At 66.9% G+C, this 18934-nt stretch carries 15 protein-coding genes and 1 pseudogene; 6 read left to right on the top strand and 10 right to left on the bottom strand.

Annotated features, from left to right (window positions below):
* Window positions 1-297: 297 nt before the first annotated feature.
* Window positions 298-1467: a permease gene (locus OK015_RS10500; protein ID WP_268131214.1), complete on the top strand. Its 1170-nt coding sequence runs from the start codon at window positions 298-300 to the stop codon at window positions 1465-1467.
* A 270-nt stretch (window positions 1468-1737) separates the two neighbouring features.
* A pseudogene (locus tag OK015_RS10495) lies at window positions 1738-3283 on the top strand (HNH endonuclease signature motif containing protein).
* A gap of 2 nt (window positions 3284-3285) precedes the next feature.
* Here the strand turns inward: OK015_RS10495 and coaD are convergent.
* The 6 genes from coaD to OK015_RS10465 all read right to left on the bottom strand — a co-directional run bounded on the left by coaD (window position 3286) and on the right by OK015_RS10465 (window position 10457).
* On the bottom strand, window positions 3286-3768 hold the full coding sequence (gene coaD / locus OK015_RS10490) for a pantetheine-phosphate adenylyltransferase (protein ID WP_268131212.1): 483 nt from the start codon (window positions 3766-3768) through the stop codon (window positions 3286-3288).
* Between the two features lie 24 nt (window positions 3769-3792).
* Window positions 3793-4347, bottom strand: a complete 555-nt coding sequence (gene rsmD, locus OK015_RS10485; protein ID WP_268131210.1) for a 16S rRNA (guanine(966)-N(2))-methyltransferase RsmD — start codon at window positions 4345-4347, stop codon at window positions 3793-3795.
* Window positions 4348-4428: 81 nt separating this feature from the next.
* Window positions 4429-7821, bottom strand: a complete 3393-nt coding sequence (locus OK015_RS10480) for a pyruvate carboxylase (protein ID WP_268131208.1) — start codon at window positions 7819-7821, stop codon at window positions 4429-4431.
* Between the two features lie 10 nt (window positions 7822-7831).
* A complete protein-coding gene (locus tag OK015_RS10475; RefSeq protein WP_268131206.1) occupies window positions 7832-8479 on the bottom strand; it encodes a vitamin K epoxide reductase family protein in 648 nt (215 codons plus the stop codon).
* Window positions 8476-9243, bottom strand: a complete 768-nt coding sequence (locus OK015_RS10470; protein ID WP_268131204.1) for a DsbA family protein — start codon at window positions 9241-9243, stop codon at window positions 8476-8478. Before OK015_RS10470 ends, OK015_RS10475 begins: the two co-directional genes overlap by 4 nt.
* A 95-nt stretch (window positions 9244-9338) precedes the next feature.
* Complete coding sequence (locus OK015_RS10465; protein ID WP_268131203.1) at window positions 9339-10457, bottom strand: alpha/beta hydrolase; 1119 nt, start codon at window positions 10455-10457, stop codon at window positions 9339-9341.
* Between OK015_RS10465 and OK015_RS10460 the strand changes: the two genes are divergently transcribed.
* The 3 genes from OK015_RS10460 to OK015_RS10450 are packed head-to-tail and all read left to right on the top strand — an operon-like array spanning window position 10456 to window position 12939.
* Window positions 10456-11301 carry an aldo/keto reductase gene (locus OK015_RS10460; protein ID WP_268131201.1) on the top strand — a complete coding sequence of 282 codons (846 nt, stop codon included), beginning with the start codon at window positions 10456-10458 and terminating at the stop codon, window positions 11299-11301. The two genes, OK015_RS10465 and OK015_RS10460, sit on opposite strands and share 2 nt — an antisense overlap.
* A complete protein-coding gene (locus OK015_RS10455; RefSeq protein WP_442791233.1) occupies window positions 11302-12153 on the top strand; it encodes an aldo/keto reductase in 852 nt (283 codons plus the stop codon). It begins immediately after the preceding gene.
* Window positions 12154-12168: 15 nt separating this feature from the next.
* Entirely contained in the window at window positions 12169-12939 is a 771-nt protein-coding gene (locus OK015_RS10450) for a class I SAM-dependent methyltransferase (protein ID WP_268131199.1), read from the top strand.
* Here OK015_RS10450 and OK015_RS10445 read toward each other — a convergent pair.
* From OK015_RS10445 to OK015_RS10435, 3 genes are read right to left on the bottom strand one after another with little or no spacing between them, the layout of a single operon-like run.
* Window positions 12936-13655: an HNH endonuclease family protein gene (locus OK015_RS10445; RefSeq protein ID WP_268131198.1), complete on the bottom strand. Its 720-nt coding sequence runs from the start codon at window positions 13653-13655 to the stop codon at window positions 12936-12938. The genes OK015_RS10450 and OK015_RS10445 overlap by 4 nt on opposite strands.
* A gap of 41 nt (window positions 13656-13696) precedes the next feature.
* Window positions 13697-15916, bottom strand: a complete 2220-nt coding sequence (gene recG / locus OK015_RS10440; protein WP_268131196.1) for an ATP-dependent DNA helicase RecG — start codon at window positions 15914-15916, stop codon at window positions 13697-13699.
* Window positions 15917-15918: 2 nt separating this feature from the next.
* Window positions 15919-17592 carry a DAK2 domain-containing protein gene (locus tag OK015_RS10435; protein ID WP_268131194.1) on the bottom strand — a complete coding sequence of 558 codons (1674 nt, stop codon included), beginning with the start codon at window positions 17590-17592 and terminating at the stop codon, window positions 15919-15921.
* Window positions 17593-17873: 281 nt separating this feature from the next.
* Here OK015_RS10435 and rpmB point away from each other — a divergent pair, with 281 nt between their 5' ends.
* Window positions 17874-18068, top strand: a complete 195-nt coding sequence (gene rpmB, locus OK015_RS10430; RefSeq protein WP_268131192.1) for a 50S ribosomal protein L28 — start codon at window positions 17874-17876, stop codon at window positions 18066-18068.
* 6 nt (window positions 18069-18074) lie between these two features.
* Here rpmB and OK015_RS10425 read toward each other — a convergent pair whose 3' ends face one another.
* On the bottom strand, window positions 18075-18896 hold the full coding sequence (locus OK015_RS10425) for a mycofactocin-coupled SDR family oxidoreductase (RefSeq protein ID WP_268131191.1): 822 nt from the start codon (window positions 18894-18896) through the stop codon (window positions 18075-18077).
* Window positions 18897-18934 lie beyond the last annotated feature (38 nt).

Raw genomic sequence — 18934 nt, 5'->3', positions numbered from 1 at the left:
GGGCGCTGCGCTGCCCTGCGCGAGCGCCCGCGGTCCTGGCCACTTCCACGGCGAGGAACCTACCCGTTCGCGAGCGGCCTCGTTGGCGAATCGGCGAACTGCGTGACCAGCCATTATCGTCGCCGCGGTTCACCAACGTCCTACTCCCCCGCACCAGCGGGGCCGGTCGGGGTGCGCGGCAAATTGCCTGCCGTTTGCCACGGGCGAGTGCCGAAACGGTCCTAACACGTCTGCCCGGGCGCAACGGCCGCGAATGCGTGATGATCAACGTACGGACAGGGAAGCGAGTCGCCGGTGATGAGCAAGGTGCTAGCGGCAATCGAGCACGCACTGGCGCTGGCCGGGTCGATGACCTGGGAAATCCTGTGGGCGCTGATCCTGGGTTTCGCCCTGTCGGCCGTCGTGCAGGCGGTGGTACGCCGCTCGACGGTGGTAGCCCTGCTCGGCGACGACCGGCCACGCACCCTGGCGGTGGCGGCGGGGCTTGGCGCGGCATCGTCGTCGTGCTCGTATGCCGCGGTGGCCTTGGCGCGGTCGTTGTTTCGCAAGGGCGCTCATTTCACCGCCGCCATGGCATTCGAGATCGGTTCCACCAACCTTGTCGTGGAGTTGGGCATCATCTTGGCCCTGCTGATGGGCTGGCAATTCACCGCCGCGGAATTCATCGGCGGCCCGCTGATGATCGTGATGCTCGCCGTCTTGTTCCGGTTGTTCGTGCGGTCGCGCCTCGTCGATGCCGCCCGCCGGCAAGCCGAGCGGGGAATCGCCGGCTCGATGGAAGGCCACGCCGCGATGGACATGTCCATCAAGCGCGAGGGTTCCTTCTGGCAGCGACTGCTTTCCGCCGAGGGCTTCACTTCCGTTTCGCACGTGTTTGTCATGGAATGGCTGGCGATCCTGCGGGACCTGGTGCTGGGCCTGTTGATCGCCGGCGCCATCGCGGCGTGGGTGCCCGAATCGTTTTGGCGGAGTTTCTTTCTGGCCGACGACCCGGGCCTCTCGGCACTGTGGGGGCCGATCGTGGGACCCGTCGTGGCGATTGTGTCCTTCGTCTGCTCGATCGGCAACGTGCCGTTGGCCGCGGTGCTGTGGAACGGCGGCATCAGCTTCGGCGGCGTGATCGCCTTCATCTACGCCGACCTGTTGATCCTGCCGATCCTGAACATCTACCGTAAGTATTACGGCACCAGGATGATGCTGACCTTGCTCGGCACCTTCTACGCCGCGATGGTCATCGCCGGTTACCTCGTCGAATTGCTTTTCGGCACAACGAACCTCATTCCAGCCCAACGCAATGCCACGGTCATGCAAGCGTCGATCGCGTGGAACTACACCACGTGGCTCAATATCGTCTTTCTCGCTATCGCGGTAGTGCTGGTCGTCCGCTTCGTCACGTCCGGAGGAATGCCGATGGTGCGCATGATGGGCGGCTCCCCGGAGGCGACGGACGGCCACCACCATCACTGACGACAGCTATGACATAGCGGAGGCCGCCGGCCATCAATTCACCGCCCAAGGTAGCGAACCCACATCCACTCCAGGCGCGACGCACCCGAGGTGGGCTAATTCGCTTCTCCGCGGCCTGGTTTGGCGGGTTCGGCGCATCGCTGAACGAAGCGAGTCCGTCGACGGCGTCGATGACGAGGCGTCGACGCGGGCGTACGGCGAGGCCCTCACCCTTTCGCGCGCATTTCTGACGAGTCAACGCGGTCAGTAGACAGTGGCATAATCGAACCTATGTTCGAGAACGCCGATCCCCGCGATCTGGTGACGGAGATCGAGTCCACGCACCGGCAGGAGTCGACGCTGGTGGCGCGGCGGATGGCCGCCGTGGCGGCATTGCTTCGGCATCGAGTGGCCGCGACCGAGCAGGCACGGTACCGGCGGGGCTATGCCGTGATCGACGGGTTCGAGCAGGCCGCGGCCGAGGTGGCCGCCGCGATGAATCTGTCCCCGATCGCGGCCAGCTATCTGGTGTCGTACGCCGAGGCGCTCGATACCAGGCTGACCAAGGTTGCGGCTCTGCTGGCCGAAGGCCGTACCGATTGGCGCACCGTCCGGTTGATCATCAGCCGTACCGACTTGATTACCGATAACGAGTTGATCGCTCAGGTCGACCGGTCACTGGCCACTCGCATCGGGAAATGGCACGGCTGGTCGCGACAGCGGATCGTCAATGCGGTCGACGCCACGGTGCGGGCCGTCGATCCCGATGCCGCCCGCGAACGACGCGAGACCGCCGAGAATGATCGGCACATCGCAATCAGCACGCTGGACAACGGGATGGCGGACATCTACGGCACCGTCGCGGCCACGGCAGCGACGGCCTTCGACCGCCGGCTCTCGCAACTTGCGCGGCAGGTTTGCGCCGCCGATCCGCGGACGATGGATCAGCGCCGTGCCGACGCCTTGGCCGCGCTGACTCAGGGGCGCGGACTTGCATGCCGCTGCGGACGGCCGGATTGCCCAGCCACTGCCAGCGACAGCGAACAGAAGTCAGGTGATGTGCGGGTGGTCATCAACGTGGTCGCCAGCGAACCAACCGTCTATGGCAACAGCGATCGGCCGGGCTACCTCGAGGGTTACGGAGTCATCGACGCCGAGCAGGTCCGTGAGCTCGCCGCCACCGCAGCACAACTCTCTGCCAATCCGGTCACCAGCACGTCAGAGGGCGCTCCGCTATCAACCATCCGCGGCACTCGAACGCTCAGTTCGTTGCCGAGATCTGACCTGTCGCTTCCCGGGATGTAGCCGTCCCGCAGTGGTATGCGATGTCGACCACACCATCCCGTTCAACCACCAGGATCCAACGGCCGGCGGCCTGACAGTGGCAGAGAATCTCAAATGCCTTTGCCGCCAACACCATCGGCTCAAGACGTTCCACGGTGGGTGGCGCGACACACAGCTTGCCGACGGCACTGTCACCTGGACCTCTCCCAGCGGGCGCACCTATCGGACATACCCGGCAGGCGCGGATCTTTTCCCGCAGCCGCGCGGACCGGCGTGTGCCGCGCCGACCTCGGTGCGACGCGATAGGTCCAAACAACAACGCGCTCGAATAAGTCAGGCGCGCACGCATAACCGCCGGCAAAAAGCCCGCAAAGAGGAAGTAGCCGCGCGCAAGTTCCGAAACTATATGCGCGACACGCTGTTCGCCTTCAAGGGCGCACCAAGCACCAGCCCGTTCTGTAGCTGGATCAACGAACCCCGCGAGTCGGAGGAACTACCTGCCGATTGGGTCCCCGACCCGCCGGCGCCCCTGCCCGACGACCCACCCTTTTAACCCTACGGCTTGCCCGACAGCCTCTGGCGCAGACGGCGATTGACCGATTCCGGCAGCAGCGCCGAGACGTCGCCGCCCATCGTCGCGACCTCTTTGGCCAACGACGACGACACGAACGAAAACTGCGGCGCGGTCGCCACGAAGAACGTGTCCACATTGGCGATGTGCTTGTTCATCTGTGCCATCTGCAACTCGTATTCGAAATCGGTGTCGGTGCGCAGACCCTTCACGATCGCGGTCATCCCACGAGACGTGACGAAATCCACCACCAGACCTTGCCCGACCTCGACGCGCAGATTCGGCAGATGAGTCGTCGCCTCCTCGATCATCGCGATCCGCTCGTCGACGTCGAACATCCCCTTTTTGGCGGGGTTGGTCAGGATCGCCACGACCACCTCGTCGAACTGGCCGGCGGCGCGTTCGAAGACGTCGATGTGGCCCAACGTCACCGGGTCAAACGAGCCCGGGCATACGGCGCCGCTCATAAGCGATCAAGGTAGCAGGACGCGTCAGCCAACTTCGGCCAGCTCCAGCCGGGTATCGCCGTAAACCCGCTGCGGCCAGGGGATCCAGCCGTCCGGCCAGGTCAGCGGTTCGCCGGCCGCCGCACGCTCCACGACCGCGACGGTCCCCTCGTGCACCCAACCGTGGTTGCTCAAGGCCGCCAGGACGGCGTCGACCTCCGCGGTCTCGACGTCGTAGGGCGGGTCGGCCAACACCAGATCCACCGGGGATCCGGCCCCGCCCGCCAGCACCGCCGCCACCGCACCCCGACGCAGCGTCGCACCGGGCAGACCCAGGGCTGCGATGTTGCGCGCGATGACGGCCGCGGTGCGCTGGTCGGACTCGACGAACAGCGCCGACGCCGCGCCGCGCGAGAGCGCCTCGAGACCCAGCGCGCCCGAACCGGCGTAGAGGTCCAGCACCGCCAGGCCGGCCAGATCCCGTCGCGCGGCCACGATGTTGAACAGCGACTCACGCACCCGATCGGTGGTCGGGCGGGTTCCGCGCGGCGGCACCACGATGCGCCGCCCTCCGGCGACGCCGCCGATGACCCTGCTCACTTGCGCCGCTCCTCCTCGTCGCTTCGTCCCCCTCGCCGCTGCGCGGCTGGGGGTGCCCCCACTGCATCGTCCGGGCGCGGGTCAGCTCAGCACCACCAGCAGATCTCCGCCCTCGACCTGCGCGGTGCTCGACACCGCCACCCGTGCGACGGTCGCGTCTTTCGGAGCCGTGATCGGAGCTTCCATCTTCATCGCCTCGATCGTGGCGATCGTCTGGCCGGCGCTCACCCGATCGCCCTCGGACACCGAAACCGCGACGACGCCGGCGAAGGGCGCCGCGATGTGGTCGGGGTTGGTTCGCTCGGCCTTCTCGGCGGTCGGGATCGTGCTGGCAATGCTGCGGTCGCGCACCAGCACCGGACGCAACTGGCCGTTCATGATGCACATCACCGTGCGCATGCCGCGCTCGTCGGGCTCGGAGATGGCTTCGAGACCGATCAGCAGATCGACCCCGCGCTCCAGTGTCACCTGGTGCTCATGGCCCTGCCGCAGGCCGTAGAAGAACTGGTTGGCCGACAGGTGCGACGTGTCGCCGTAGGTGTCCCGGTGCTCCTCGAATTCCTTTGTCGGACCGGGGAACAGCAGCCGGTTAAGCGTGGCCTGACGTTTGGGTCCGGTCAGGGCCAGCGCATTCTCATCGTCGGCGTTGAGCTGCTGGACCGGCTTGGCGGGCGCGCGGCCGGCCAGCGCGGCGCTGCGCAGCGGCTCCGGCCAACCACCGGCCGGATCGCCCAGCTCGCCGCGCAGGAATCCGATCACCGATTCCGGGATGTCGAATCGCGCTGGGTCGGAAGCGAATTCGTCAGCACTGGATCCGGCACCGACCAGCGCCAGCGCCAGGTCGCCGACGACCTTCGATGACGGAGTGACCTTGATCAGCCTGCCCAGCACCCGATCGGCACCGGCGTAGGCCTCTTCGACCTCTTCGAATCGATCTCCCAAACCCAGTGCGATCGCCTGCTGCCGCAGGTTGGACAACTGACCGCCCGGGATTTCGTGATGATAAACCCGCCCCGTCGGGCCGGGCAGCCCGGATTCGAAGGGCGCGTAGACCTTTCGCAGCGCTTCCCAATACGGCTCCAGCGCGCATACCGCCGGCAGCGACAGCCCGGTGTCGTGCTCGGTGTGTGCGGCGGCGGCGACGATCGAACTCAGCGCGGGTTGGCTGGTGGTTCCCGCCATCGGCGCGGCGGCCCCGTCGACGGCGTCGGCTCCCGCCTGCCAGGCGGCCATATAGCTGGCCAGCTGGCCGCCCGGGGTGTCGTGGGTGTGCACGTGGATCGGCAGGTCGAAACGACTGCGCAGCGCGCTGACCAGTTTGTGTGCGGCCTGTGGCCGCAGCAAGCCGGCCATGTCCTTGATCGCCAGCACGTGCGCGCCGGCGTCCACGATCCGCTCGGCCAGGTCGAGGTAGTAGTCCAGCGTGTAGAGCCGCTCGCCCGGGTCGGACAGGTCTCCGGTGTAGCACATCGCGACTTCGGCTATCGCCGAACCTGTTTCGCGCACGGCGTCGATCGCCGGGCGCATCGAGTCCAGGTTGTTCAGCGCATCGAAGATGCGGAAGATGTCGATACCGGTCGCGGTCGCCTCCTCGACAAAGGCCGAGGTGACCAGTTCCGGATACGGCGTGTAGCCCACGGTGTTGCGGCCCCGCAACAACATCTGCAGGCAGATGTTGGGCATCGCCTCGCGCAGCGTGGCCAGCCGCTCCCAGGGATCCTCCTTGAGGAAACGCAGCGCCACGTCATAAGTCGCCCCGCCCCAGCACTCCACCGACAGCAGCTGCGGCATCGTTCGGGCCAGATACGGCGCCACCATCATCAGCCCGCTGGTACGTACCCGTGTCGCCAGCAACGACTGGTGGGCGTCGCGGAAGGTCGTGTCGGTCACGCCCACCGCGGGCGACTCGCGCAGCCAGCGCGCGAAACCCTCGGGCCCCCACTCGACCAGCCGCTGCTTGGACCCGGCCGGCGGCTCCACCTCGAGATCGGCCGGGTCTATGAAGGGCAACTTGTCGTGCGGATACACCGTCGACGGATGCGTCCCGTGCGGATGGTTGACCGTGACGTCGGCCAGATAGGTGAGGATCTTGGTGCCGCGATCGGCCGAGGCGCGTGCGGTCAGCAGCTGCGGCCGCTCGTCGATGAACGACGTCGTGATGCGGCCGGCCTGGAAGTCCGGGTCATCCAGAACCGCTTGCAGGAAAGGAATATTCGTCGACACCCCGCGAATCCGGAACTCCGCGATCGCGCGACGGGCCCGGGCCACCGCGGTGTGGAAGTCGTGGCCGCGGCAGGTCAACTTGACCAACATCGAATCGAAGTGGGCGCTGATCTCCGCGCCGAGGTTGGTGCTGCCATCCAGGCGGATGCCCGCCCCGCCGGGGCTGCGGTACGTGCTGATCCGGCCGGTGTCGGGCCGGAACCCGTTGGCCGGGTCCTCGGTGGTAATCCGGCACTGCAGTGCGGCACCGTGCGGCGCGATGTTCTCCTGCCGCAGGCCCAGATCGTCCAGCGTCTCGCCGGACGCGATGCGCAATTGGCTGGACACCAGATCGACGTCGGTGATCTCCTCGGTCACGGTGTGCTCCACCTGAATCCGCGGGTTCATCTCGATGAAGACGTGGTGACCGCTCTCGTCCAGCAGAAATTCCACCGTGCCCGCGCAGCTATAGCCGATGTTCCGGGCGAACGCGACGGCGTCGGCGCACATCTTGTCCCGCAGCTCGGTGGGAAGGTTTGGGGCGGGAGCTAATTCGATGACCTTCTGGTGCCGACGCTGAACGCTGCAGTCGCGCTCGTGCAGGTGGATCACATTGCCGGCGTTGTCGGCCAGGATCTGCACCTCGATGTGTCGCGGCTTGATCACCGCCTGCTCGAGATAGACGGTCGGGTCACCGAAGGCCGACTCGGCCTCACGACTGGCCGCCTCGATGGCTTCGGGCAGTGCCGCGGCGTCGGCGACGCGACGCATGCCCCGTCCCCCGCCGCCGGCAACAGCCTTGACGAACAACGGAAACCGCATGCCGTCCGCCGCCGAAACCAGCTCGTCGACCGAGCGCGACGGTGCCGACGACGTGAGGACGGGCAGCCCGGCTTCCCGCGCGGCTTCGATCGCTCGCGCCTTGTTTCCGGTCAGCTCAAGGATTTCGGCGCGGGGACCGACGAAAGTGATGCCGGCGGCCGCGCAGGCGGCGGCCAGGTCCGGGTTCTCCGACAAAAAGCCGTACCCGGGATAGATGGCGTCGGCGCCGGCCCGGACGGCCGTTTCGACGATCTCGTCGACAGACAGGTAGGCCCGCACGGGATGTCCGACGTCGCCGATCTGATACGACTCGTCGGCCTTGAGCCGATGTTGCGAATTGCGGTCCTCGTAGGCGTAGACGGCAACGGTGCCGACGCCAAGCTCGTAGGCCGCGCGGAACGCACGGATCGCGATCTCGCCGCGATTGGCGACCAGCACCTTGGAGATCACCTTCGACTCCTTACAGAAGTGTCGACCAATAGTCCCAGAACCGCACCATGATCAGCAGAAACACCGCGGTGAACCATAGCGCGGCGAGCGACCACCGCCATTGATAAAGCAACCGTGCCGCGGTGCTATCGCGGCTGTCGAGCACCGGGCGAAACACGATGGACGCGACCACCACCAGCAGCGTGATCGTCATCGCCCAGACCACCATGCAGTAGGGGCACAACGCCCCGATCCGGTACAGGCTCTGATAGATCAGCCAGTGCACGAACACCGCACCAACCAGGAGCCCAGCCGCCAGAGCGGCCCAAAACCATTGGGGTATAGATACTTTCGCGACCGCAAGGACGCCGGCGACCAACACCACGGTGAACGCCACGATGCCGAGCAATGGATTCGGGAAGCCCAGCACCGACGCTTGCGGCGTGATCATCACCGACCCGCACGAGATGATCGGATTGAGGTTGCACGACGGCACGTAGGACGGGTTGAGCAGAATGTCGATTTTCTCCACCGTCAGGGTCGCCGACGAGGCCAAACCGACCGCACCGGCGATCAGCACCCACCACGCGCTGAGGGTCGGTGCCCGAAATTCCCGCGTCGAAGCCGGTGTCGGGTCACCGGATCGCTCGACGGGTTCGACCGACACCGCAGCCGTCACGAAGCCGCGGGAGCGACAGCCGTGTCGATGCCCGGAATGTCACCGACGATCGTCTTGATCTTGGCGACCAGCGCATCCGGGGTCGACGGGTCGTAGTTTTCGCCGTTGATCTTGATCGTCGGGGTGGCGGTGATGTTCGCGGCCGCCGCTTCCCCACTGACCTTGGAGAGGTACTTCCCGCTGTTGATGCAGTCCGGCACCTTGCCGACGACGCCGGCTTCACGGGCGAGTTCGATCAATTTCGCATTGTCCGGGAAACTGGTGCCGCGCTCGTCGGGCTGGACACCGGAGCTGTACAGCGCGCTATGAAAACGCCGAAACGCATCCATGTTCTCGTCGGCGACGCACAACGCCGCCGCCCCCGCCCGCGAGGGATAGTTCTGGTTCTTGGAGCTGTCGAGAATGGCCACCATCGAGTAATCGGCCGCAATGGCGCCCGCGTCGATCAGCTTGGACACCGTCGGTCCGAAGGTGCGCTCGAAATTACCGCAGGCCGGACACAGGAAATCCTCGTAGAACGTGACGACGGCCTTGGGGTTGCTGGTCCCGGGCGCGGTGATCAGCTTGCTCGACGTCACGCGGACGGTGTCGCCCTCACCAGCGACGCCGCCCTTCTTGTCGTGATGCGACGTCACGATGTAGAAAACGAGCGCGACCGCGAAGATAACGATGAACGCGGTACCGCCGATCTGAATGAGCCGGCCGGACTTGCCGTCTCCGGCCTTCAGGTCGAATCGGGGGGGGCGTTTCGATTTGTCGGCCACAGGTTCGGAGGTCCTTCTGTGCTTGGATCGGCTTGCGGGTGGTCCGTAGGTTCCAGACGGCGCTTCTAGATTACCGGCGAGCGTCCCTCGGCAAATCAGGCCCGGCTCAGGTGAGCGCGCAGCGCCGAAATCAGATCGCTGGTTGCGGCCGCGCTGCCACCACCGAGCTGAAACAGGCTGGCGAAACCATGCGTCAGCGAACCCGGGCACCGCAGATCCACCGGGGTGCCCGCGGACTGCAGCGCCGCCGCGTATCGCTGGCCTTCGTCGCGCAACGGGTCGAACCCCGCGACGGCGATCAGCGCCGGCGCCAGCCCGGACAGCGACTCGGCCAGCAGCGGCGATACCCGCGGGTCGGCGGCCTCGATGCCGGTACCGCGCAGGTACTGGGCGGTGAACCAGTCGATGTCCCGCTTGGTCAGCAGAAATCCGCGGGCGAATAGGCTCAGCGACCGAGTCTGCGCGGTGAAGTCGGTCCGCGGATAGATCAGCCACTGCAGCAGCGGCGCAGGGCCATCCTCGTCGCGCGTCAGCTGGCACACGAGCGCGGCCAGGTTCCCGCCCGCGCTGTCTCCGCCGACCGCGACCCGTCCCGGGGTCGCGCCGAGTTCGGCGGCGTGCTCGTAGGCCCAGGTGAACGCCGCATAAGCGTCGTCGATGCCGGCCGGCGCCGGATGCTCGGGCGCCAGCCGGTAGTCGATCGACAACACGTGCACTCCCGCGTCGCGGCTAGTCAGCCGGCACAGCGGGTCGGCGGTGTCCAGGTCGCCGAGCGCCCAGCCCCCGCCGTGATAGAAGACCAGCAAGTCCGAGGCCTCACCACTGGCCGGGCGGTAGTGCCGCGCCCGGATCGCGCCGGCGGGCCCGGGGATCGTCAGCTCTTCGACCGTGACATGAATCTGGGGACCGGGCATGGCCAGCATCGACTGGCGCATCTGGGCGCGAGACGCCGCCAGGTCGCCGTCGAGCGTTATGCCGTCGACGCCACCGAGCCGCAGACCGGACAGCATCAGCTGCAGGGTGGGATCGAGCGTGTTGCCGTCGATGATGATCGACCGACCACCGAACATCACCCGCTTGGCGGGGGTCGGGATCCACGGAATGGCCTTGACGCCAACGGTGGTGAGAACGTCCTGAACGCGGCCGGCCCAGCGACTCGATGCGCGTCCGGCTTGAAGATCCAGATCCGGTGCGCCTGGCAGACTCTGTGTCATGTCCGGCCCCCTCGAAAAAAACGTAGTCACCCTCAACGACGGTCATGCAATCCCCGCCGTCGGATTCGGAGTCTTCCAGGTCCCTCCGGCGGAGACGGAGCAGGCGGTGCGTACTGCGCTGCGCGCCGGGTACCGCCACATCGACACCGCCGCCGCCTACCGCAATGAACGGGAGACCGGGCGCGCGGTTGCCGAATCCGACGTGCCGCGCGATCAACTCTACGTGGTGACCAAACTGTGGAACGCCGACCAGGGTTACGACAGCACGTTGGCGGCCTTCGACGCCAGCATGGACCGGCTTGGCCTCGACTATCTCGACCTGTACCTGATCCATTGGCCGCTACCCGCGGTGGGAAAGTTCGTCGAAACCTTCAAGGCTTTCGCCCACCTGCGCGACCAGGGCCGGATCCGGTCCATCGGAGTCAGCAATTTCGAGCCCGAGCACCTGATGGTTCTGATCGATGCCATCGGCATCGTTCCCGCGGTGAATCAGGTCGAGTTGCATCCCCGTTTTCCTCAGACGGAGTTGCGAAAAGTGCACGCCCAGCACGGTATAGCGACCGAGGCGTGGGCGCCGCTGGGGCAAGGAGCACTCCTGACGGATCCGACCGTCACCGCCGTCGCGCAAGGTTGTGGGCGGACACCCGCCCAGGTGTTGATTAGGTGGCATATCCAACTCGGTAATATCGTGATCCCCAAGTCAGTCAACCCTGCACGGATTGCGAGTAACTTCGACGTGTTCGATTTCGAACTCACCGCCGATGAAATGGCGACGATTTCCGCGCTCGACGACGGAACTCGGCTTGGTCCTGATCCACGAACCTTCAGTTTCACAGGTAGGTGAATGACGTTGACTGGCGACGCGGGCCTCGCCGTACCCTCGATCACTCTCAATGACGAAAACACGATGCCGGTGCTTGGCCTCGGCGTCGCGGATTTGTCGGAGGACGAGACCGAACGCGCCGTATCGGCGGCGCTGGAGATCGGCTGCCGGCTGATCGACACCGCCGCGGCCTACGGCAATGAGGCCGCCGTCGGTCGCGCCATTGCCGCCTCGGGTATCCCCCGCGCGGAACTGTTCGTCACCACCAAACTGGCCACCGCCGACCAGGGTCTCAAGGGCGCGCAGGATGCCTGCGACGCCAGCCTGGAGCGACTCGGGCTGGATTACCTCGACCTGTACCTGATTCATTGGCCGGCCGCCGCGCAGGGCAAGTATGTGGACTCCTTCGGCGGGCTGCTGCAGGTCCGCTCCGCCGGACATGCCCGCTCCATCGGTGTCGCCAACTTCACCGAGGAATACCTGGAGATGGTCATCGATCTGGTCTTCACGACTCCGGCGGTCAATCAGATCGAGCTGCACCCGCTGCTCAATCAGGCCGACATGCGCAAAACGAACACACAGCACAACGTCGTGACGCAGTCTTACACTCCGCTGGCGCTAGGCAGATTGAATGACAACCCGACCGTGAACTCGATCGCCGGTGAATACGGCAAGACACCCTCGCAGGTGCTTTTGCGATGGAACCTGCAATTGGGTAACGCGGTCGTCTTCCGGTCGGCCAACGCCGAGCACATCGCCAGCGACTTCGACGTGTTCGATTTCGAACTGGCCGCCCAACACATGGATGCGATCAACGCGCTCAACGACGGGACCCGGCTGCGCCCGGACCCCGACACCTACGCCGGCACCTAGCCGACTGGGCCGCTGATGCCGGGTCGCGCGGTCGGCGACGACCGGGTGCGCTACGACCGGACCGGGCGCGGCTATTCACGCACTCGCCGCGCCGACCCGCGGGTCGCCGCGGTGATCGGCGAGGCGCTGCTCGGCATGACGACGGTGGCGAACATCGGCGCCGGGACGGGATCCTACGAACCGGCGCGCACCGTCGTCTCGGTCGAACCCAGCCGCGTGATGATCGCCCAGCGTCCGCCTGGTTGCGCTCCCGCGATCCAGGCCGTCGCCGAGCGGCTGCCGATTCGCTCCAACGCCGTGGACGCCGCGCTTGCCGTGCTAACCGTCCACCATTGGAGTGACCTCGCGACGGGTATCGCCGAGATGCGGCGGATCGCGCGTCGTCGCCTGGTCGTCTTCACCTGGGACCACAACCTGTTTCGGCGGTTCTGGTTGGTCAACGAGTACCTGCCCGCGGCCGCCCGGACCGACGCCGACCTGGCCGTCCCGATCACGAAACTTGCTTCCCTGCTCGGAGATCCGAAGATCATTGCGGTACCCGTCCCGCACGATTGCGTCGATGGGTTCGGCGGCGCCTATTGGCGCCGACCGCACGCCTACCTCGATCCGGCCGTTCAGGCAGGGATGTCGCTGTTCACCCTAACCTCGAAAGTAGCACTGCAGAAAGGACTTTCGCGACTACGCGCGGACCTCGACAACGGCGCGTGGGAACGTCGACACGACGATCTGCTGGACACAGAGGAGCTGGATCTCGGCTACCGGCTCCTGGTCGCCGAGCTGGCCTAGGGTCCCGCCGGGCAGGTGGCCGCGGCCTGACGCAGCGCGCCCGCCGACGCCTGATCCACCGGCAGCCGATATCCCCGCAGCACCGCGATGAACTGCATCGCGTATTGACAGGCGAACGCCTTGTTCGGCGGCATCCATAACGCCGGCGGCAGGTCACCCTTGTCCTGATTGGCCTGCCCCTGCACGGCCAGCAGGTTGGCCGGATCGTTGGCGAAGCGCAGTCGCTCGGGATCCGGCCAGCCGAAGGCTCCCATGTCCCAGGCGTAGGCGAGCGGAACGATGTGATCGATCTGTACCGATTCGCCGACCTTGGCGCCCCGCTGGAAGGCGATGGTGGTGTTGGTATACGGGTCGCGCAGGGTGCCGGTGGCCACGGCGGTGGGGCACCGCTTGATCGCCACGAAGGTCTTGTCGACGAGATCGCGGTCGAGAATGTCGTCGCGGGTGTCGCATCCGTTGTGGCCACCCGGCGCGTCGTTGTCGTCGTCCCAGGCGTCGCCGAACGCCGCCCGGCGGTAGTCGTAGTGGTGGACCCGAAGTGGTGCCACCACAATGCCGGCCAGCACATCGGTTCCCCGCGCCACCGTGGGCACATCGGCGCGCGCGGCGATCTCCGCGTGCCTGGCCGAGGTCGAGCCCAGCGTCTGATACGCGACGAGCACCGCGAGCACCGCGGTCACCGACAACCACAGCAGCACTTTGCGATTAGATTGCACCACTTCTCCTCATCGCTCCGCTCTGCATCGTCGCTGGCGCGTCACGACTTGTCCAGGTATTCGATGCGGTCGGTGTCGGTGAATTGCGCTGCCAGCAAGGGCAATCCGGGGTACCGACCGGCGTCCTGATATGCACGGGTACAGAATTCCCGGGCGGCCTCAATGAACACCAGATGGTCGGCCAGCGACAGCAGGCGCAGGGTGATTGCCTTACCGGACTGGTTGCGGCCCAGCACATCTCCTTCGCGGCGCTCTTTGAGATCGAGCTCGGAAAGAGCAAACCCGTCCAGCGTCCCGGCGACGGCACTCAACCGCCGACCGGCCGGCGATCCCGGCGAGCTCCAGCTGGCCAGCAGGCACAGGCTCGGGTGCTGGCCGCGGCCGATGCGGCCGCGCAGCTGATGCAACTGGCTGATTCCGAACCGGTCGGCGTCCATCACCAGCATGACCGTGGCGTTCGGAACGTCGACCCCGACCTCAATGACGGTGGTGCACACCAGCACATCGGTCTCGCCGCTGCGAAAAGCGGCCATCGCGGCGTCCTTCTCGTCGGCCGGCAACCGACCGTGCATCAGTCCCAGCCGCAGGTTCGACAGCTCGCCGGCACGCAACCGGGCGAAAAGCCCCTCGGCGGTCTCCGACGGGCGCGCGCCTTCCTCCCCCTTTGCCGGCTCCTCGGTCTCATCGATGCGGGGAGCCACCACGTAGGCTTGGCGACCGGCCGCGACCTCCTCGCGGATGCGCTGCCAGGCGCGCTCCAGCCAGGCGGGCTTGTCCTTGACGAAGATGACGTTGCTGGTGATCGGTTGACGGCCGCGCGGCAGCTCACGCAGCGTGGAGGTTTCCAGATCGCCGTAGACGGTCAGCGCGACGGTGCGCGGGATCGGCGTCGCCGTCATCACCAGCAGGTGCGGCGTGATGCCCTCGGGAGCCTTGGCGCGCAACTGATCTCGCTGCTCGACACCGAAGCGGTGCTGCTCGTCGACGACGACCATGCCCAGCTTGGCGAATTCCACCGAGTCTTGAAGCAGCGCGTGCGTGCCGATGACGATGCCGACCTGACCGCTGGCGATCTCGGCGCGTACTTGCTTTTTCTGCGCCGCGGACATCGATCCGGTGAGCAGCGCCGCCCGGGTGGCGTTGTCGGCTCCGCCCAGCTGGCCGCCCATCGCCAACGGGCCGAGCACGTCGCGTATCGACCGCAAGTGTTGTGCGGCAAGGACTTCCGTCGGTGCCAGCAGTGCACACTGGTAGCCCGCATCGACCATCTGCAGCATCGCCAGCACCGCGATGATCGTCTTGCCGGAGCCGACCTCACCTTGCAGCAGCCGGTTCATCGGGCGGTTCGCCGCCAGTCCTTCGGACAGCACCTCCAGCGTTTCGCGTTGTCCCGCCGTCAGTTCGAAGGGCAAGCGTTCCAACAGTTCCGCGGCCAGACCGTCAGGCTGCCGCGGCGCCGGCGGCCCCGACTGCGACAGCTCACCGTGCCGGCGCGACACCAGCGCCCACTGCAGGCCGACGGCTTCGTCGAACGTCAATCGCTCACGCGCGCGACGGCGCTGCGCCTCGTCCTCGGCGAGATGAATCGCACGCAGCGCCTCATCTTCGGGCATCAGATCGTGGGCGGCGAGTAGCTCGGCGGGCAGCGGATCGTCGACCGGATCGAGGACCTCGAGCACCTGGCGCACGCAGGCGAAGATGTCCCAGCTCTGCACTTTGGTGCTGGCCGGGTAAATCGGGAAGAAGCGGCGTTCGAACGCCGACATCAACAGCTCGCCGCTGACGGCCTGCGAGGTGTCGGCGATGGTCTTGAGCGACTTGCTGCCGCGGTTGCGTCCGCCCGGCGAGTCGAGGATGAGAAAGTCCGGGTGAGTCAGCTGCATGACGCTCCGGAAGTAGCCGACCTCCCCGGAGAGCATCACCTTGGTGCCCTCGGTGAGGTCCTTGCTGAGGTAGTCCGCGTTGAAGAACGTCGCGGTCACCTTGCTGCGACCGGAGCCTACGGTGATGCGCAGGCATTTGCGCCTCGGGTTCTTCTTCATCGGAAACGAGTGCGTATCGGTGATGGTGTCGACCAAGGTGATGTGCTGCCCCTCTTCGGGCCGATCATCGTCGGCGTCCCACCTCGCCGCGCCCTCGGTGTAGCTGCGGGGGTAGTGCCGCAGCAGGTCGTCGACCGTGCGGATGCCGAACACCTCGTCGAGGGGCCCCGCAGCCTTGGCGCCCAGCACATAGTCGAGCCGCTCGGACAGCGACACCACGGCTACTCGACCCCGATCAGCAGCGCGTCGCCGCGGTGGCCGGTGTGGTAAGTCACCAACTCGGTGCCCGGATGATGGTCGTGGACGTGCTGTTGCAGGATGTCCGGCACCGAGGCGACGTCGATTGCACCGCCGACCAGCACCGTCACCAGGTCGCCGCCGGAGGCCAACAGCAGATCGAGCAGGCCGATCGCCGCCCCGGCCGCATCGGCGGCCACGATCAGCACCTCGTCGCCTGCGATGCCCAACCCGTCGCCCGGCTGACAGCGCCCCGCCCAGGTCAGCGCGCTTTCGGTGGCGATGCGCACCGAACCGTATCGGGCACCACCGGCGGCGCGGGCCATGGTGTAGCCGTCGTCGACCGCCGGCCGGTCCGTCTCGTGCACGGCCAGCGCGGCCAGCCCCTGCACCATCGACCCGGTCGGTATCGGCACCACGTCGATACCCCAGCCGATGGCCGCGGTGCAGCCGGCGACCAGCTCCTCTGCCGCCACATAGCCGTTGGGCAGCACCATCACCTGCGCGGCACCGGCGTCCACCACGGCCCGCATCAGCTGGTGAGCGCTGATATCCGTGGTCGGGTCGCCCGCCTCGACAGCCGGCCGCAGCACGTGGGCACCTTCGCCGGCGAACAGTTCGGCGGCCCCATCGCCGTCGACGACGGCCAGCACCGCCCGTTCCTTGGTCCAGCTGCCCGCGGGCAGCCCGACGGTCCCGGCGCTCAGCGCCGAGATCACGATCCGGCTGAGCCGTCCGGCCGCCAGCCCCGCTTCGACCGCGGCGCCGGCATCGTCGGTGTGAACATGCACCGAGTAGGTGGCCTGATTGGTAAAGGGCGCGGCGGCGATGGCTACTGAATCGCCCAACCTCGTGAGCCGGTCCCGCAGGGCATTCGCGGCCGGCGGATTGCAGCCGTCCAGCCGGTACATCACCTCGAACTGTGGCGCCGGCCGTTCGCTGGGGCCCGCCGTCGGCTCCGCGCGCGGCGAGAGCTCATAGACCGTGCGGGCCGGCGCCTGCCCGATGACCGTCGAACGCAGCGCGTCCAGCAGCACCAGCAGGCCCCGCCCCCCGGCGTCCACGGCGCCGGCGTCGGCAAGCACGTCCAGCTGCTCCGGGGTTTTTTCCAACGCGACGACCGCAGCGTCGCCGGCCGCCGTAATCGCTGTGGCCAGCCCGTCGCTCGCACACTCGTCGACGGCGTCGGCGGCGGCCCGCAGCACCGAGACGATAGTTCCCGCGACTTCTTGGCCGCCCATCGAGGTGATCACCAGCTCGACGCCGCGCTGCAACGCCGCCCCGAGCAGCACGGCGTCCAGGTGCGGCAGTTCACCCCCGGCCTTGGCGGCCGCGGTCGCGGTGACGTCGGCGATACCGCGCAGGATCTGCGACAGGATCACGCCGGAGTTGCCGCGGGCGCCGTTGAGCGCACCCACCGAAAGGGCGGATGCGACCCGGGCGACGCATCCGGGGCCGCCGTCGGCGGCGATGCCCGCGTTGGCCTCGGCCAGCGCGGACCGCATCGTGAACAGCATGTTTGCCCCGGTATCGGAGTCGGCCACCGGGAACACGTTGAGGCGGTTGATCTCGTCGATGTGTGTGATCAGGTCGCTGACGGCGGTGTGCGCCCAGTCCCGCAGGGCGGGCGCGTCGAGCAGACGATCCGAATTGCCCACCGTGACCCACCTCCTCGGAGCCTCATTCAGGCCAGCAGCCGGCGGGCGCCGGCCTAGCCCGACGATGACGCAATTAGCGGCTGCCCGCGAGTCACCGCTGGCCGGCAAGGGCTGACCGGCCTATTGAGCCTAACCAGCGGCAGGGACAGTTTCAGAGGTGAGCCGGCCGGACGAAGCCTTGATCGTTTTGGCAGTTGCCCACCACAGTCGGTATCCTGGGCTGTCGCGGCGCGTCTAGACCTATCCGTGCCGGACCCCCGAACATCTGAGGAGCTTGAACGATGGCCGCTGTGTGCGAAATCTGCGGGAAAGGCCCCGGCTTCGGCAAGTCGGTGTCGCACTCCCACCGGCGCACCAGTCGGCGCTGGGACCCGAACGTCCAGACGGTGCACGTCGTGACGCGCCCCGGCGGCAACAAGAAGCGACTCAGCGTCTGCGCGTCCTGCATCAAGGCCGGCAAGGTCCTCCGGGGCTAGCTGTACCTACATGACGACGTGTCCGGCGTCGACGGGTATCGACACACCCGTCACATAGCGTGCGCGAGGACCGACCAGCCAGAGCACCGCTTCGGTCACGTCTTGCGGTTCGACCAGCGGCACACCGGGCAACAGCATCTGCGAGACCGCCGGATTCGGATTCTCCAGCATCCGGTTCACCACGAAGTCGTTGAGGATCATCGGCGTCGAGACGCCGCTCGGATGTACCGAATTGACCCGAATCTTGTGTGGTGCATAGGCGTTCGCGGCCGAACGCATCAACCCCACCACTCCGTGCTTGGACGCCGCATAGGCGAACATGGCGGCCGTGCCATCGCCACCCCGTCCGGTCAGGCCCTGCGACGAGCTGACCATCACGATCGATCCGCCCCGTCCCTTGCGGATGATCGACGGCACCGTCGCGAGCAGCGTGTGCCAAACCCCCTTCAGATTGGTGTCGACGATCGAGTTGAACACCGGTTCGGAACGGGTTTCGGTGTCACCGATCGCCACCACGCCGGCGTTGGCGATGACGATGTCCACCTCTCCGACATCGTCGATCCCGGTCCGCACCCCGGCCTCCAACCGAGCCAGCTCGCGAACGTCGGCGACGACGGGCACCGCCTTGCGGCCCGCGGCTTCGACCAGCCGTGCGGTCTCGTCGAGATCCGATTTGGTCCCCAGCGGGTACGGAATCGCGTCGATATCGGCGCAGATGTCCACGGCGATGATGTCAGCGCCCTGTTCGGCGAGCGCCACGGCGTGGCTGCGACCCTGGCCGCGCGCCGCGCCGGTGATGACGGCAACCGTGTTGTCGAGTTCACCCATGACGGGCAACGTACCTGGCGACTACGTCCGCTCCTGCG

This window comes from Mycobacterium sp. Aquia_216 (assembly GCF_026723865.1).
GTDB lineage: Bacteria > Actinomycetota > Actinomycetes > Mycobacteriales > Mycobacteriaceae > Mycobacterium.
The sequence above is the reverse complement of the archived record's forward strand: the minus strand, read 5'-3'. Positions and strand labels throughout refer to the sequence as shown.

What these genes read in the sequence shown, in the direction of transcription:
- OK015_RS10465 (WP_268131203.1), bottom strand. Translation starts at nt 10,457, where the DNA reads ATGACACAGAGTCTGCCAGGCGCACCGGATCTGGATCTTCAAGCCGGA.
- OK015_RS10455 (WP_442791233.1), top strand. Translation starts at nt 11,302, where the DNA reads ATGACGTTGACTGGCGACGCGGGCCTCGCCGTACCCTCGATCACTCTC.
- OK015_RS10425 (WP_268131191.1), bottom strand. Translation starts at nt 18,896, where the DNA reads ATGGGTGAACTCGACAACACGGTTGCCGTCATCACCGGCGCGGCGCGC.
- coaD (WP_268131212.1), bottom strand. Translation starts at nt 3,768, where the DNA reads ATGAGCGGCGCCGTATGCCCGGGCTCGTTTGACCCGGTGACGTTGGGC.
- rpmB (WP_268131192.1), top strand. Translation starts at nt 17,874, where the DNA reads ATGGCCGCTGTGTGCGAAATCTGCGGGAAAGGCCCCGGCTTCGGCAAG.
- OK015_RS10500 (WP_268131214.1), top strand. Translation starts at nt 298, where the DNA reads ATGAGCAAGGTGCTAGCGGCAATCGAGCACGCACTGGCGCTGGCCGGG.
- OK015_RS10460 (WP_268131201.1), top strand. Translation starts at nt 10,456, where the DNA reads ATGTCCGGCCCCCTCGAAAAAAACGTAGTCACCCTCAACGACGGTCAT.
- OK015_RS10450 (WP_268131199.1), top strand. Translation starts at nt 12,169, where the DNA reads ATGCCGGGTCGCGCGGTCGGCGACGACCGGGTGCGCTACGACCGGACC.